12 protein-coding genes are annotated in these 15,813 nt (G+C 62.1%); 3 read left to right on the top strand and 9 right to left on the bottom strand.

All coding sequences use genetic code 11. The features are described from left to right. Positions 1-894 (top strand): aminotransferase class I/II-fold pyridoxal phosphate-dependent enzyme (locus VFU66_RS13325; RefSeq protein ID WP_326446754.1); only part of this gene is annotated, 894 nt, incomplete at its 5' end. 359 nt (positions 895-1,253) lie between these two features. On the opposite strand, the gene VFU66_RS13320 is transcribed toward VFU66_RS13325, so the two are convergent. Together VFU66_RS13320 and VFU66_RS13315 are read right to left on the bottom strand one after the other, a co-directional pair. Next, positions 1,254-2,129, bottom strand: coding sequence for a Tll0287-like and HAMP domain-containing protein (locus tag VFU66_RS13320; protein WP_326446753.1), 876 nt, complete (start codon positions 2,127-2,129; stop codon positions 1,254-1,256). A 268-nt stretch (positions 2,130-2,397) separates the two neighbouring features. Beyond that, on the bottom strand, positions 2,398-5,718 hold the full coding sequence (locus VFU66_RS13315) for an alpha-mannosidase (RefSeq protein ID WP_326446752.1): 3,321 nt from the start codon (positions 5,716-5,718) through the stop codon (positions 2,398-2,400). A gap of 320 nt (positions 5,719-6,038) precedes the next feature. On the opposite strand from VFU66_RS13315, the gene VFU66_RS13310 reads away from it, so the two are divergent. Beyond that, positions 6,039-8,198, top strand: coding sequence for an elongation factor G (locus VFU66_RS13310; protein ID WP_326446751.1), 2,160 nt, complete (start codon positions 6,039-6,041; stop codon positions 8,196-8,198). Between the two features lie 41 nt (positions 8,199-8,239). After that, on the top strand, positions 8,240-8,803 hold the full coding sequence (locus VFU66_RS13305) for a dihydrofolate reductase family protein (protein WP_326446750.1): 564 nt from the start codon (positions 8,240-8,242) through the stop codon (positions 8,801-8,803). Between the two features lie 12 nt (positions 8,804-8,815). Here VFU66_RS13305 and VFU66_RS13300 read toward each other — a convergent pair whose 3' ends face one another. From VFU66_RS13300 to VFU66_RS13270, 7 genes are all read right to left on the bottom strand, one after another. Then, positions 8,816-9,646 carry a cytochrome c oxidase assembly protein gene (locus VFU66_RS13300; RefSeq protein ID WP_326446749.1) on the bottom strand — a complete coding sequence of 277 codons (831 nt, stop codon included), beginning with the start codon at positions 9,644-9,646 and terminating at the stop codon, positions 8,816-8,818. Positions 9,647-9,762: 116 nt separating this feature from the next. Further along, a complete protein-coding gene (locus VFU66_RS13295; protein ID WP_326446748.1) occupies positions 9,763-11,259 on the bottom strand; it encodes a cytochrome b N-terminal domain-containing protein in 1,497 nt (498 codons plus the stop codon). Next, complete coding sequence (locus VFU66_RS13290) at positions 11,247-11,921, bottom strand: QcrA and Rieske domain-containing protein (RefSeq protein WP_326446747.1); 675 nt, start codon at positions 11,919-11,921, stop codon at positions 11,247-11,249. The genes VFU66_RS13295 and VFU66_RS13290 overlap by 13 nt, the downstream gene beginning before the upstream one ends. After that, positions 11,918-12,703 carry a c-type cytochrome gene (locus VFU66_RS13285; RefSeq protein WP_326446746.1) on the bottom strand — a complete coding sequence of 262 codons (786 nt, stop codon included), beginning with the start codon at positions 12,701-12,703 and terminating at the stop codon, positions 11,918-11,920. Before VFU66_RS13285 ends, VFU66_RS13290 begins: the two co-directional genes overlap by 4 nt. Next, positions 12,700-13,566 carry a hypothetical protein gene (locus VFU66_RS13280; protein ID WP_326446745.1) on the bottom strand — a complete coding sequence of 289 codons (867 nt, stop codon included), beginning with the start codon at positions 13,564-13,566 and terminating at the stop codon, positions 12,700-12,702. Before VFU66_RS13280 ends, VFU66_RS13285 begins: the two co-directional genes overlap by 4 nt. 3 nt (positions 13,567-13,569) lie before the next feature. Continuing rightward, entirely contained in the window at positions 13,570-14,172 is a 603-nt protein-coding gene (locus VFU66_RS13275; protein ID WP_326446744.1) for a cytochrome c oxidase subunit 3, read from the bottom strand. Further along, complete coding sequence (locus VFU66_RS13270; protein WP_326446743.1) at positions 14,172-15,812, bottom strand: cytochrome c oxidase subunit I; 1,641 nt, start codon at positions 15,810-15,812, stop codon at positions 14,172-14,174. The genes VFU66_RS13275 and VFU66_RS13270 overlap by 1 nt, the downstream gene beginning before the upstream one ends. Between the last annotated feature and the right edge of the window lies 1 nt (position 15,813).

The following is a 15,813-nucleotide window of genomic DNA, read 5'->3' as shown; positions in this document are numbered from 1 at the left end:
GCCTGCGTCGTCTTCCAGTCCGGCTTCACGGCCAATGCAGGCACGGTGTCGAGCATTCTTGGCAAGGAGGACTTTATCGTCTCCGACGAGCTGAACCACGCGAGCATCATCGATGGCGCGCGGCTCTCCAGGGCGAAGATCAAGGTCTTCCGTCACAAGGATGTGGCACACGCCGAAGAGCTGCTGAAGGAGATTCAGCACGAGCCGGGGCATAAGCTGCTCATCACCGACGGCGTCTTTTCGATGGACGGCGACATCGGCCCTGTAGACAAGCTGTGCGACCTTGCCGACAAGTACGGCGCGATCATGATGGTCGATGACGCGCACGCTTCCGGCGTACTGGGGCGCAACGGACGCGGCAGCGTCGATCATTTCCACTGCACCAGCCGCGTGGACGTGCAGGTAGGCACGCTCTCGAAGGCCATCGGCGCACTGGGCGGCTATGTCTGCGGCTCGCGCGACCTGATCGACTATCTCTACCATCGGGCGCGGCCGTTTCTATTCTCGACCTCGCATCCGCCGAGCGTCGCCGCCACCTGCATCGCCGCCTTCGACATCCTGGAGCAGGAGCCGGAGCGCATCGAGCGCCTGTGGACGAACGCGAACTACTTCAAGCAACAGCTTGCCGCCGCAGGCTTCGACATCGGCGGCCGCACCACGCCTGCCAGCGAGACGCCCATCACGCCGATCATCGTCGGCGACGGGCGCAAGACGATGGACTTCAGCCGTGCGCTCTTCGACGCAGGCGTGATGGCCACCGGCATTGCCTTCCCGACCGTCCCGGAAGGCAAGGCGCGCATCCGCACCATCATGACCAGCGAGCACACCCGCGAGCAACTCGACCAGGCGCTCGAAACCCTGACCTCGGTGGCGAGGAAGATGGGCATCGTGTAACGGAACTCGAAAGCAACGTCATCTCGACCGGAGGCGGCGCTTTTGCCGACGGAGTGGAGAGATCCCCGTATTTTCATCCCAGCCGATACCAACAATCCGTCTGTCAAGCCCGCTAATCACTCAACCTGCTCAAACTAAACGACTTCCCCGTGGCGGTTTTGCCTTTCCCAACCTGCTATCCTTAAATCAGCTCCCTCGCCGAAGAAACCATCTTCGTCGAGGGATTACCCATTTATAATGAATACTTTAGGAAAATCCCCCCATAGGATCAATGCTTTACAAGGACATCGAACAGGTAGTCCGAACCTAAGTCCTTTGTTAGAAGGACTTTAGCACTTAAGTACCGGGGGGGGGTACACCTAGCTGTCGAGCATCTTCAGCGCCTTGGTGACGGTGACGATGAGGCGGTTGAAGGAGGCGGTGAGCTGGGCGATCTCGTCCTTGCCGCGCACCGGCAGGCCGCTGCCGTCGAACTGGCCCAGGCTGGCTCTGTCTGCTACCGCCGAGAGCCTGCGCACCGGCAGGATGATGAGGAAGTAGAGCACCAGATTGACCGCCACGATGATCCCAACGAATGTGACGCCGAGCGCCAGCATCAACGTGCGGAAGGCACGGTTGGCAATCTGAAACGGCAGGTCCATCGGTACGGAGACGATCTGCGCGGCGACCACCTGGTTCAGGTTCCAGCCGAAGCCGTTGTCGGAGCCGTATTTATTGATCATGGTCTGCGGTGCAATGGACGGCGAGCTGTGGCACTGCATACAGCCCTGCCCGGCAACGATAGGATGCGCGAGATAGAGCGACATGCCGGTAGGTGTCATGCGCTCGCCGACGAGTTCCTTGTCCGACGGGTTGTTGCGGAAGTGTTCGATCACGTCCGACTCCCAATCGACGGCGCGGTCCTGCGGGTTGGTCGGGTTGAGCGTGGCCTCGCGGTAGGTGTAATCAGGAAAGTTCTGCCGCAGCTTCGAGAAGATGACGGTCGCGCCGTGTGCCGGAACGGTCTCGGGCAGGAAGGTGTGCATGTCGTCGGCGGCCTGCATGAGCAGCGGCTTGAGTTCGTCGTCGGTGTACTTGCGCGTGGCCGTGGCGCTCTCCATCATCAGCTTGGCCTGCTGGACGACCTGCGCTTTGGCGTTGTCAATGAGGAACGAGTGCGCGATGGAGGCGACGATGGCCAGCGCAATGGCGACAAGCACGATGAGCAGCAGATTGAATTTGAACAAGAGCTTCATGCGGTCTCCGAACGATCAGCAACTGAAGATGAAAAGGTTGAGTGGGAGAAGTTTATAGCAGGCTGCGGAGTTTCGTGGTGAGTTTGATGTGGAGTAAAGGGTAGGCGTATCGCTGTGATGAACAGCAGATTCCTTCAGCTTCGCTCAGGGTACGGCGTGGAACGGCAAAACACGGTACCGAAGACAAATTCGTTACTGAACGGCTCATAAGACAGTGCAGCCGCTCACATGTATGGTGAGCGGCTGCGCTGTGCTTGTGGATCGCGGGTTATTTTTGTGCTGCTTCGTGCGGATAGTCCGCGCGGAGAGCGAGGATCTCGAACGGTTTGATGGGGAGGGTGACTTTGTTATTGGTGATAGTGAGCGGCTGGCCCTCAGGCTTCTCCATCAGGTTGACCTCGGTGGCTGAGGTTGCGCCGGGAGGCAGGGTGAAGGTGACGTTCGCGTCCTTGCCGGCCCACTCGAAGACGTGGAAGACGAGGGCGTTTGAGTCCTCGGCCTTTTTGACAGCGGTGAGGACGACGTTCTCCGGTTCGACCGAGAGATACGAGTGCTCGGCTGGCCCTGAGCCGGTGTGCGACTCCACCTGCGTGGCTTTGAGCGTGTAGTTGTAGCCGTAGCCGCGCCGCTCGGTCAGCGCCTGTTGCCACGTTCCGGCGTGCGGGTAGAGCTCGTAGCTGAAGTGCTGATGACCGCGGTCGGCCTCAGCGTCGGGCCAGGTTGGGGAGCGGAGCAACGAGAGGCGAAGCATGTTGCCGACGCCGTCATAGCCATACTTCGATTCGTTGATGAGTGAGAAGCCGTGGTGGCCGTCGCCGAGGTCGGCCCAGCGTTGCGCGGGCACCTCGAAGCGCGCCTTCTCCCAGGAGTTGTCGCGTGTGGTGGGACGCTGGATGCTGCCGTAAGGAATCTCATAGGTAGCGAACGGCGCGGAGGCAGCGAGCGGGAAGGCGGCCTTGAGCAGGACGTGCGTCTCGTGCCAGTCGATATTGTTGACGACGTTGACGGTGTCGGCCCCGGCGTAGAGCTGGATGTCCTGAACGAACTTCGAGCTTTGCCAGGTACGGCTGACGCGGATGACGGCGCGCACAGGATTATTCTCGACGAGCTTGACGGAGTCCACCTCGTCGATGGGAGTCATGTGATCGAGCGTGCCCGGGTCGATGTTCCAGGCGTCGTACTGCTTGGGCAGGTCGTGGAAGGTCTGGAGCTGGTTGCCGCAACCCCCGGCGGCGATGGTTTCAAAGCTGGCTTTTTTGTCGTAGAGGCTGGTAATGCAGCCGGTCCTGGGATCGACGACGACTTTGAGCGCGGCGTTTTCGAGCGTGGTGTCTGAGGCTTTGAGGTCGCTGGTGAACGCGCGATGGCCGGGGACGACGTGCAGGACCTCGTAACCCATCGAAGGTACGTCCTTCACCTCGATAAGCAGCTTGTAGCTGTGCGTCGCCGCGTTGCTGGAAAGTACAGTTGAGGGCAGCACGCGGTCGTGCGCATCGAGCACGGAGACTTCTTTGCCGGTCGCCGTAGGCATCTGCACGTCCACGGTGACGTTGCCGTCGCGCTGCCAGGCGAGCGGGTTGAAGACAAGCACGGGGACGCCGGTGGCGACATGCGTGTCGATGCGCGCGGAGAGTGTGTCAAGCGCCTTCGCGGAGATTTCGTTCGTGGCCCAGTGGACCTGGTTGTAATCCTTCTGCGCGTCCTTATAGATGATGCCGATGCCGGAGCCTGCGGCAAGGTCGTGGAAATCGTTGAAGGTGATCTTCTTCCACGCTTCGGTGAACTCGGCGTTCGGATAGCGGTTGCCGTCGAGCCAGGCGAGCGAGGCGAGCTTCTCGGCGTTCAGCGTCCACTCTTCGGAGTAGCGCATGTTGTGTTTGTGGCGGGCCTGCGTGGTGAAGACGCCGCGGTGGTATTCGAGGTACATCTCGTCGTCCCAGGTAGGGATGGAGATCTGGTCCGCGACGGGCGTGGGAAACGTGTAGCCATCAGCGATGGTCTTGTAGTCCCAGGTCTTCGATTCGGGGGCGATCTTCTTTTCGACGCTGGAGAAGTAGGGCTGCGCGGTGCCGAACTGCATGTTGGGAACGATCTTGTCGGGCTGCGACCAGTGCTCGCCTTCGTCGAGGACGGCGCGGGTGGGGCCGCCGCCGTGGTCGCCGACGCCGTAGAGGTCCAGCATCTCGGTCATGCCGGGAGCGCGCTGGCGGGCCACGGCGAGATCATGGGCCAGACGGACTGGGCTGAGGTCGCGGTTGCCGTAGCCTTGCGGGAAGTAAGTAAGAACCTTGCTTCCATCGGGCGACTGCCACCAGAACAGCTTGAAGGGGAGCTGGTTGGTATCGTTCCAGGTCATCTTCTGGGTGACGAAGTAGTCGATGCCGCTGCGTTTGTAGATCTGCGGGAGCTGCCAGTTGTAGCCGAACGAATCGGGGTTCCAGCCGATGCGGACATCGACGCCGTAGTGCTCTTTGTACCAGCGTTTGCCGAGCAGGATGGAGCGCGCGGTGGACTCGCCGCCGGGCATGTTGAGGTCCGGCTCGACCCACATGCCGCCGACGACCTCCCAGCGGCCCTCTTTGATGCGCTTGTTGATCTCGTCGTTCATCGGCGGATACTTGTCGGCCATCCACTCGTTGTACTGCGCGGCGGACTGGGTGTAGGTGTAGTTGGGAAACTCGTTCATCAACTGGAGCGCGGTGCCGAAGGTGCGCTTGACGACATCGACGGTTTCGGTCCAGGGCCAGAGCCACGCGGCGTCGATGTGCGAGTTGCCGGTGACGTGGAAGGTGGCCTCTTTGAGCATGGGCTTGAGCGGCTCAAGGTCGGCCGTAGCCTGCTTGAGCGAGGCGTCGAACTTCGCCTGGTCGTTCGAGTCGAGCGCATTGAGATCGACTGCCGTGATGGCCTGTTCGAGCGTGGCCATGTCGGCGGTTGGGTTTTTGGAGAGCGATGGGATGAGGATGGTCGAAGTGAGGAACTCAAGCCGCGCGTCTTCCGGGCTGGGACGGCTGGGCGAGAAGTCTACCTTGAGCGTCACACCGCCGAAGGTCTTCTTATCGACGGTGTTGAGCAGTTTGACGGCGACGAGCACCTTCTCGCCGGGCTTGGCCTGGTCGAAGAGGACGATGGGTTCGAGGTCGTCGCCGAGCGCAACGCGGCGACCGTTGAAGTAGATGATCTGCGGCATGGGACCGTTGGCGCGGGCGTGGAAGGTGAACCAGATGCGCGTGCCGGTGAGATCGTAGCCGTTGAGGGTCTGGGGCACCTCGATGGTGCGGCGGTACCAGACGGACTCGTTGGGCGCCTCGCTGCGGGGCTTGACGAGCTGCCAGGAGCTGTCGTCGAGCGTGGGGTCTTCGCCATGCGGCAGGTCGCCGGCGTGGTAGCGCCATTCAACGGCGGGCAGGTCGTCGAAGGTGGAGAGGCGCTCGATCACCTTCTGGGCCTGGGGCGAGAGCGACTGGGTGACGTGGGCTAACTGCGCCTGCCTCTGGGCGTTTGCACTGGGCGCAAGGACAAAGCAAATGGCGGCGAGAACGGCGGTTGCCATCTGGCGCGCAATGACGAAGCGTGGATGAAAGGTCACGGGAACTCCTTCTGGGTTGAGCGCGGCAAGAACCATGCGCTCGGAACACAGGAAGTCTAACCCAAATTATGATTGCGCTCTCATAAAATCGTTCGGTCGAGCGGATTTTTCCCGGGACGCGCAAAATTCTCTGCCTGTGTGATAGCATCCGGTTCCCCGGGATGCGCCCTCCGGCCGCGCTCCGAAATGACGTAATTTGCATGCTGCCGGACTGGGGGCCGGGCGAAGGGCTGACGGGTGATACCGCGAGTGTCCGGTCGTGCGTCTATGGATGCAGGCGCACGTACCGACGATCTCCGGAGTTGGGAGGGTCTTGCCGTATGAGGGTCTATCAGGGAAGCGATATTCGTAACGTGGCCGTGGTGGGTCATGCGCACTCGGGCAAAACGACATTGATTGCCGCGCTGCTTCACGCCGCGAAGATGACGCCTGGGTTGGGACGGGTGGAAGACGGGTCGGCGGTGACGGCCTACGACGAAGAAGAAGTGGCGCGGCGGACGACTATGTCGAACGCCGTGGCGTTTGCCGAGTGGAGCGGCGTGAAGGTCAACCTGCTCGACACACCCGGCTTCCACATGTTCGCGCACGAGGCGCGAGGCGCGATGCTGCCTGTAGAAGCGGCGATGATTGTGCTGAATGCGCAGGCGGGCGCCGAGACCGTGACGGATCGCGTGTGGAACTACGCTTCGGAGGTGAACCTGCCGCGTGTGCTGGTGATGAATCAGGTCGACCATCCGAAGGCCGACAGCCGCGTGGGCAGAATACAGATGATCGAGCAGTTGCAGGCGCGGTGGGGCAGGCAGGTGGTGCCGGTGCAGTTGCCGATTGTGGACAAGGACGGCTTCCACGGCGTGGTGGACCTGGTGACGATGAAGGCGTTTCTGTATAAGCCGGACGGAGACGGTCGCGGCGAGGTGGGCAAAATTCCTCGTGTGATGGAAGAGGACTCGAAGGCCGCGCACGAGGCGCTGGTGGAGCTGGTGGCCGAAGGCAAAGATGAGCTGATGGAGGAGTTCTTCCGCGAGGGCACGATTCCTGAGGAGCATCTGATCGGCGCCTTGCACGAGGCCATACGCGAGGACAGGATCTTTCCCGTGCTCTACGCAAGCGGCTTGAGAAACGTAGGCACGGATCACCTGCTGGACTTCCTGAAGGTGTATGCTCCTTCGCCTGTGGAGCGCGAGCCTGTGGCCATGCGCGGGCTGAAACGCACCAACGGCAATGGCCACGCGAATGGGCAGCATGGAAACGTCGAGATGCTGGAAGAGATTGTGATGCGCAATGTGGACGACAAGCAGCCGCTGGCGCTCTATGTCTACAAGACGATGACGGACCCGTTCGCAGGCAGAATCTCGTTCTTCAAGGTTGTTAGCGGTATGGTGAAGAACGACACGACGGTGCAGAACTACACGCACGGCGAGCAGGAGCGGCTGGCGCACCTTTCGATCATGCAGGGACGCAAGGCCGTCGAGGTCGCTGAGCTGCACTCGGGCGACCTGGGCGCAGTGGCGAAGCTGCACGTCACGCTGACCGGCGACACGATGGGCGAGAAAGGGCAGGACATCTTCATTGAGCCGGTATCGATGCCCGAGCCGGCGATGACCTACGCGATCGAGCCGAAGTCGCGCGCCGACGAGGACAAGCTCGCGCCCGCGCTGCACAAGCTGATGGAAGAGGACCTGATGCTGCGCTTCTTCCGCGACCCGCAGACGAACGAGTTTCTGGTGGCGGGAACGGGGCAGCCGCACATCGAGGCGGTGGTCTCGAAGCTGAAGCGGCGCTATCACACGGAAGTGACGCTGAAGGCCCCGAAGGTGCCTTACCGCGAGACGATTCTGGGCCGGGGCGAAGCGCAGGGGCGGCACAAGAAGCAGACCGGCGGCCATGGCCAGTTCGGCGACTGCAAGATCCGTATGGAGGCGCTGCCGCGCGGCAGCGGCTTCGTCTTCGAGAACGATATCTTCGGCGGCGCGATTCCGCGGCAGTATATTCCAGCGGTGGAGAAGGGCATTCAGGAGTCGGCGGCGCGCGGGTATCTGGCGGGGTTTCCAGTAGTGGACTTCAAGGTGTCGCTGTATGACGGAAGCTACCACGACGTGGACTCGAGCGAGATGTCGTTCAAGATGGCTGGACGGCTGGCGTTCCGCAAGTGCATGGAGCAGGCGAAGCCCGCGTTGCTGGAGCCGGTGATGAAGGTCGAGATCGAGACGCCGGACGAGTTTGCCGGGACGCTGCTGGGCGACCTGAACTCGCGGCGCGGGCGCGTACAGGGCATGGAGTCGGGCGGCGTAGGCACGGTGGTGCGTGCAGAAGTTCCGATGGCCGAGATGTTGAGCTACGGCACCACGCTGACTGCGATTACGCAGGGACGCGGCAGCTACAGGATGGAGATGGGCCACTATGAGGTGGTGCCGCCGATGATTGCGCAGAAGATTTTGGCGTCTGCGAAGCGGCCTGTGCAGGATGAGGCCGAGGAGTAGCCGGGACAGATGATCCTGATAGAGCGAGAGGGCAGAGAAGAGTGAGGAAGCTGATCGTCTTCAATCACGTGTCGCTGGATGGCTACTTTGTGGACGCGCACGGCAAGATGGACTGGGCCCGAACTGCCGCCGACGACGAGGAGTGGAATGCGTTTGTCGCGGAGAATACGAAGGGCGGCGGCCCGCTCCTGTTTGGGCGCGTGACGTATGAGCTGATGAACAGCTTCTGGCCTACGTCGATGGCGTCGGCCATCCATCACGAGGTGGCGGCGCGGATGAACACGCTGCCGAAGATTGTGTTCTCAAAGACTCTCGGCGAGGCCACATGGAGCAACACGCAGCTTGTGCGCGACATGGTTCCGGCTATACGCAGGATGAAACAGGAGCCGGGTGAGAACATGACGATCATGGGGAGCGGCTCCATCGTCTCGCAGCTTGCGGCAGAGGGGCTGATTGATGAGTTCCATGTGATCGTGAACCCGATCGTGCTGGGCAAGGGACGAACGATGTTCGAGGGCATCGGCGAGCGGATGCCGCTGACACTGACGAAGAACCTGGCGTTCAGCAATGGATGCGCGTATCTGTGCTACGAGCGGCTGGGGTAAGCGTGCGGGGCTCTACGCGGCAATTCTCTTTTGCGGCTGGAGCAGGTAGTAGGTGATGGCGGCGACTGGAATAAGGAAGACGAGCGAGCCGATGACCCACATGATGACCGCTCCGGCGACCTGGTCGGCGAGGGGCTGGATGCCGAAGGGGTTCGGGTTGTTGACGTAGAACGTGTAGACCGGCTCGCCGCAGAAGGCGAGAAACGCCGAGAGTGCCGTGTTCACCAGGTCGGCCGCAACGAGATAAAGCAGCAGATACCAGCCGTGAGAGCGCGTGTGCGAAGGCCACGGGCGGATGATCGGCCACCAGAAGAGGATTGACGAGAAGAGGAAGCAGAGGTGCTCGACGTCGTGCCAGAGCTCGTGTTCGAGCGCGAAGTCGTAGGCTCCGGGGACGTGCCAGCCGAGGAAGAAGAGGTTCATGGCGAGCCACGCGATGACGGGCGTCGTGAGCCAGTGGCCGAGGCTGCGGAGCGGCTTCAACCGAATGAGCGGGCCGAGGATGTGCTTTGTGATGGGACGCGGAAGGCCGCGCAGGAGCGGGACCGTTGGGTGGCCGAGCAGGATGAGCGGGGGGACGAACGACATGAGCAGCAGATGCTCGACCATGTGGGCGCTGAGGAGTGCGTCGGCGAAGCCGTCCATGGGCGAGCCGATGGCGAGCCACAGGATGGCGAGGCCAGTGAGAAAGCTGGCGAGTCGCCAGTCGGGGAACTGCGCCGGGCGCGTTTTGCGAATGGCAAACCAGCCGCGCGCGTAGATGATGGCCGTGAGGAGGGTCACGGTGGTGAGGAAGATAGGTGGGGACCACTCGGCGAAGATGGCGCGGTAGGCTGGGGGCATGGTTCTACGGGAAGCGATGAGCAGGTTCTCCCGCTACGCGGAAGGATGACAACTCTCTATAGATGACGACTCTTTATGACGGACAACGCTGTTGCCGCTTGAGTCGCCGATGCCCCTCAGCGCTTCTCCGGCTCGGTTGGAGGCAGGCTACCGGTGTTGGCTACGTGGCGCGAGGCGTCGATGGCGGGCGCTTCGTTGCCGCGCAGCGTGGTGAGGAAGCGGACGAGCGCCGTGGTCTCCGATGGGCTGAGCGAATTGCCGTAGGCAGGCATGTTGCCGCCGCCCTGCAAGACCTGGCGGATGATCTGGTCTTCGGTCATGCGTGACGCAATGGAATCGAGCGCCGGACCGCGCATTCCTCCTTCGCCGCCGATGGAGTGGCAGTCGCGGCACTGCTTGTACTGGAAGACGATGGCGCCCTCGCGCTCAAGCGGCGTGCGGTTGTGCAGATACTCGGTGGGGATGGGGTCGCTGGTCCAGGCGTTCATCACCGGGCTCCACGGCGTGTACATGCCGAGCCGCGTGAAGACGCCGAGCGTGACCGCGATGACGGCCAGCGAGAGTACAGCAACCGGGCGACGCGACCAGTGCTTTTCGCCTTCTCCTGCAACCAGCGGCAGCAGCAACATGCAGATGATCACAATAGTCGGGACGATGAAGATGACCGGCGTTTCGAGTGCGGGCGGAAGGTAGGCGAGGACGGCGTAGATCCAGAGGAAGGCGAAGTCGGGCTTGGGCGCGGTCTGGATGATGGTGGGGTCGGGCTGGCCGGTGGGGCCGAATGGGCCGAAGAAGAGCGCGCAGGCGATGATGGCCAGCATGATCGCGGCGGCGAAGACAGCGTCCTTCCATGCAGCTTCGGGCACGAAGGGAATGCCGGTCTCGTGAGTCAGCTCCTTGTATTCGCGCTGGTAGTTGGCGCGGGTGACGATGCGACCGGGCATGGGCCACTCATTGATGCCCAGGCGGACGACCATCAGCACGTGCAACGCGACGAAGGCGATGAGGATGCCGGGGATGATGAAGACGTGCAGCGCGAAGAAGCGAGTAAGCGTTGGACCGCCGATGATGGGTCCGCCGAGCAGGAGATCGACGAGACGCTGTCCGATGTAGGGAACGCGGCTGAGGATGGATGCGCCGATGCCGAGACCCCAGTAGGCGTCCTGATCGAAGCGGAGGACCTGGCCGGTGAAGGCCATGCCGAGCGTGAGCAGCAGCAGGAAGACGCCGATGATCCAAGTCAGCTCGCGGGGAAATTTATACGCCCCGAAGAAGAAGACCTGCGCCATGTGGATGAGCACGATGGCGATCATGAAGTCCGAGCCCCAGCCGTGCAGCGCGCGGATGAACCAGCCGAGCTGGACGGAGTGGTTGAGGAATTCGAGGCTGGCCCAAGCGTGGTTGGCCGAGGGCGTATACACCAGTCCGAGCAGAATGCCGGTGACGACCTGTAAGACAAGGATGACCGTGGCGGCGCTGCCGAAGACGTACCACCAGCTCGATGTGCTGGCGGGAACGGGATGCACGGCGGCTTCGATGGCAGGTGCGCCGATGCCTAGGCGCATCTCGAACCAGTGATAGAGCGCGATAGAGCGTTGTTTTATCCCTGGCATGAGGCGCACTCCGGCTTTGGTTCCTGAATCGATGCGACGGTGGCCGCGCCTTCGATATGGACGAGCGGCGACTGGCCTGCGCAGGCGGTCTGACGAGAGAGATTGGGCAGCTTGCCGACCTGAATCATGAGCGTGTTGGCGATGATCTTGTGGTCGTACTCGAAGAGGCCGCGCTCGGGCGGGCCGGAGGCGCGGGAGCCGTCAGCGTAATACGCGCCGCCGTGGCAGGGGCAGAGGAAGAGTTGCGACTGCGAGAACCAGCGCACAGGACAGCCGAGGTGGGCGCAGTTGATGGCGAAGACCTGGAACTTGTTGCCCGCGATGCGGCGCACCCAGCAGGGGATGTCGCCGGTTGCGCCGTCCCACTTGGTGGTGACGGGGTTGCGGAAGTTGACCAGGCGGGTCTGGCCTTCAGGAAAGTCAGCGAGCGGGCCGAGCGGTACCCAGGAGTTTGCTGCCGCGGCCTTCTTCGCCGCAGGGCCCAGCAGATAGCCGACGATAGGCACGGCGAGTACGACACCCACCGCGCCGTTGAGCACAAGCGAGAGCTTGAAGAGAAAGGTGCGGCGTGAGCGTCCGGCTGCGTTCAGAGCTTCGGACGTTGCGGAGTGGCCGCTTTGCGGTGCTTGATCGTGAGCGTGTTCTGGCTCAGGGGGCGTCATTTTGCTGCTCCTGTTACTGATCCTGCGGTGGTATTCGTTTCGGCGTAAGGCTGGCCGGGATTATCGGTGCGGTGCAAGGCGAGCCAGGCAACGATGTCCGTAGTTTGCTGGCCGGTGAGCAGCGGGTGTTCGGAGCCGCCACGCCAGTCGGGCATGTGGCGATCAGGCAGCCCGGCGAGGATGATGCTGCGCAGCCCCTGGTCGCTGATGAGCGCGAGGTACGCGGGATCGACGATGGAGCCTTGCTTGTATTTTCCGTTCTGGCTTCCTTCGCCATTTGCACCGTGGCATTTGGCGCAGGAGGCAGTGAATGCCTGCTGGCCGCGTGCGGCATCTCCCGCTTCGGCGTCAGCATAAGGCGGCGGAGTTTGTCCGGCGAGGACGCCGGGCTTGCCCCAGGTCTGAACGATGCCGTGCGCGAGGATGGCGACCTGCTGGTCGGTCAACATGCCTCCTGCGGATTTGGCGAAGGCAGGCATCAGCTTGCCGTCAACGCCGCCGGCGATGACGCGGTGGATGTTGTCCTCGCCTGCGATGGCGACGTAGACCGGGTTATTGAGCGCGAGGGCCGCGCCGTCTTTGCCGGTGACGCCGTGACAGGCGGCGCAGTTTTCCTTATAGAGCGTGCTGAAGTCCACGACCTGCTCGGGGCGGACGACCTCCGGACCGGGACCGGGGCGTCCGGGGATGCGCGAGCAGCCAAGCGCGGCGAAGCAGAGCACGCCCAGCGTTCCAACCAGAAACGCGCTCGTTCGTCTTGATGGTTTCGGGGCCTGGATCATTGCTCGTCGTCCTTCGTTTCGGGAAGATGCGCGCCGTGCAGACCGGCGCGGATGGCAAACGGCAAGGCGCGGAACTGTCCCGTGCGCACCTTCACCTGGCGGTTGACGACATAGCCGCAGACCAGTCCGAAGGCCACCTGCGAAGCGATGAACCACAGCCAGTCGATGCGCTCGTTCAGAATTGGACTGATGATGCCGAGCGCCGAATAGAGAATCCCTGTCCACAGAAACGGCGCGACGAAGCCGCAGGTCAGGATGGGCTTGCGCGGGAACATGGGAAGCATTGCGCCATAGAGCAACCCGATGAGGACCGAAGCCAGTCCGTGGATTGCCGTCGCGGCAAGCAGGCCTTCGAGATGGAACTGCCCGAGAAAAGCGTCGGATTTTCCCGCCCAGCTTACGAAACCGCCAGCCGCGAGCAGGTTGACCGCATACCAGAAGCTATGGAACTTCACGACCGAGAAGATGCCCGCCGGGACGGTCATGGCGAAGCCTCCGATGAGGCCGCCTTTGATGCCTGCCGTGATGCTGAAGGTCTCGATAGGCAACAGCTTGCGGTGCATGTCGCTGACCGGCAGCCGCTCTATGCTCTCGCGCGTGCTGGCGATTTCGATGAGATCAGCCTGCACCGGGACGTAGATGCTGTTTTCGTGCGGAAGGACCTGGAAGTACCATCCCCAGGCAGCACGCAGCGTGAGCAGCAGACCGAGCAGGCTGACTGCCCAATGCGTCAGCAGACCGGTAATCATAAGCGCGATGCCGAGCGCGAGCACAATGGGCCACGCTGTCGGCGCGGGGAGGTGGATCTCTCCCGCCATGTGGGTGTGGCCGTCTTCGTGATGGATGAGTTGCGGGTTTTCCATGGGTTATCTGCCTATGACGTAGACGACGAGGAAGACGCCGACCCAGATAGCATCGACAAAGTGCCAGTAGAGGGAGAGGACTTCGAGCTTCTCGGAGTGCTCTTCCTTGACGTGTCCGGTGAGCGCGACGCCCAGCGCAATCGAGAGCATGATGAGCCCGACGATGACGTGCGTGGCGTGCAGGCCGACCAGTGAGTAGTACGTGGTGCCAAAGAGGTTGGTGCGAATGGTGAGGCCGTGGTCGTGGATGAGGTGATACCACTCCAGTGCGGTTGTCAGCAGAAAGATGCCGCCGAGCAGGACAGTGGAAGCGAGACCCATGATGCAGCCGCGCAGATTACTTTTGCGCAGCGCGCTGACTGCCCAGTGAACCGTGATGCTGCTCGAGAGCAGGCAGATGGTTCCGAAGATGGGTACTTCGAGCACTTCGCGCGGCGTGGGGCCCGTGAGGCTCTTGCCCAGATAGAAGATGTAGGAGACGAAGAAGATGGCAAAGATGGCCGCCTCGGCAACGATGAGGCAGACCATGCCGACGGTGCCGCGATAGGGCAAATGCCACGGCGACTCGGTTTCAGAACAGATCGGAATCGTGCTGGCTGTGCTCATTATTCGTAGTCCGAGTCCGGGTCTTCCGGATGTTTGAGGTCCCACAGGGGACGGCGACTGTTGACCATGGGGTCGCAGGCGAAGTTATAAACCGGCGGCGGCGAGGGTGTGGCCCACTCGAGTGTCCAGGCGTCCCACGGGTCCTGTCCGGCGATCTTGCCTTTGAAGTACGACCAGACGAGGTTCCAGGCAAAGATGATGACCGCGATCGCCTGGACGATGGCCCCGATGCTGACGAGGATGTTCCAGATCTCCCACCCGCGCCCGGGCTCGTAGGTGTAGATGCGGCGCGGCATTCCGAGCAGACCGGGGATGTGCATGAAGTCGAACGTGAGATGGAAGCCGATGACGAAGAGCCAGAAGTGCCACTTGCCCAGCCGCTCGTTCAACATGCGGCCCGTTGCTTTGGGGTACCAGTAATAGAACGCTGCGAAGATGGAGAAGATGATGCCGCCGACGATGACGTAGTGAAAGTGTGCGACGACGAAGTACGAGCCGGTGAGCTGCCAGTCAAACGGTGCCGCCGAGAGCATGATGCCGGTCAGCCCTGCAATGAGGAACTGGAACAGGAAACCGATGGAGAACATCATGGGAATCGAGAAGATGATCCTTCCTCCCCAGATGGTCGCCAACCAGTTGAAGATCTTGATACCTGTGGGCACCGAGATGACCATCGTGGCAAAGACGAAGAAGGTATTGCCCGCCGGACCCATGCCCACGGCGAACATGTGGTGCGCCCACACGCCGAGGCTGATAAAGCCGATGCCCACCGAGGCTGCGACCATGGCGGGGTATCCGAAGATGGCTTTGCGCGAGAAGACGGGAATGATCTCGTTCATAAACGCAAAGGCGGGCAGGACGAGGATGTAGACCTCCGGGTGGCCGAAGATCCAGAAGTAATGCATCCAGAGCACAGCCGAGCCGCCGGCCTGCGTGTCGAAGAAGTGCGAGCCGAGATAGCGGTCGAGCATCAGCATGATCTGCGCCGCGGTGAGCGGGCTGACGGCGATAAAGACCATGCTGCTCATCACCAGATAGAGCCAGGGCAGAAGCGGCATCTTGGTGAGCTTCATGCCGCGGCAGCGCATACACAGGATGGTCGTGACGGTGTTGACTGCCGTGCCGATGGAGCCGATACCGCTGAGCAGCACGGCCAGCGTCCAGTAGTCGGTGCTGTGGCCGGGCGAGAAGACTTTGGCAGTGAGCGGAGCGTAGGCGAACCAGCCGACATCGGGCGCGGAGCCTGCGGCGTATAGCCCGCTGCCGCCCACATAGCTGAAGTAGAGCAGCAGGCCGCCGAAGAAGGAGACCCAGAAGCTGAAGGCATTCAGGCGCGGGAAGGCCATATCGCGCGCGCCGATCATAATCGGGATGACGAAATTGCCGAAGGGGCCGACGAAGAAGCTGATGACGGTCAGGATCATCAACATGCCGTGCATGGTGACGATCGTGTTGTAGGTCTCCTTGGGGAAGGCCCACGCCCCAGGGAACAGCAGCTCCGTGCGGATCATCATGGCGCCCAGGCCGCCGAACGCCAGCATAATCATCGTGACGACGAGGTACTGGATGCCTACGACCTTGTGGTCGGTCGTGAAGCGGAAGTAGCGGATCAGCCCGTCGTCTTTGCCGGCCAGGCGCATC

Origin of the sequence: Edaphobacter sp. (genome assembly GCF_035763405.1) — a bacterium.
Taxonomy (GTDB): Bacteria; Acidobacteriota; Terriglobia; order Terriglobales; family Acidobacteriaceae; genus Edaphobacter.
This window is presented reverse-complemented; position numbering and strand designations above follow the sequence as displayed.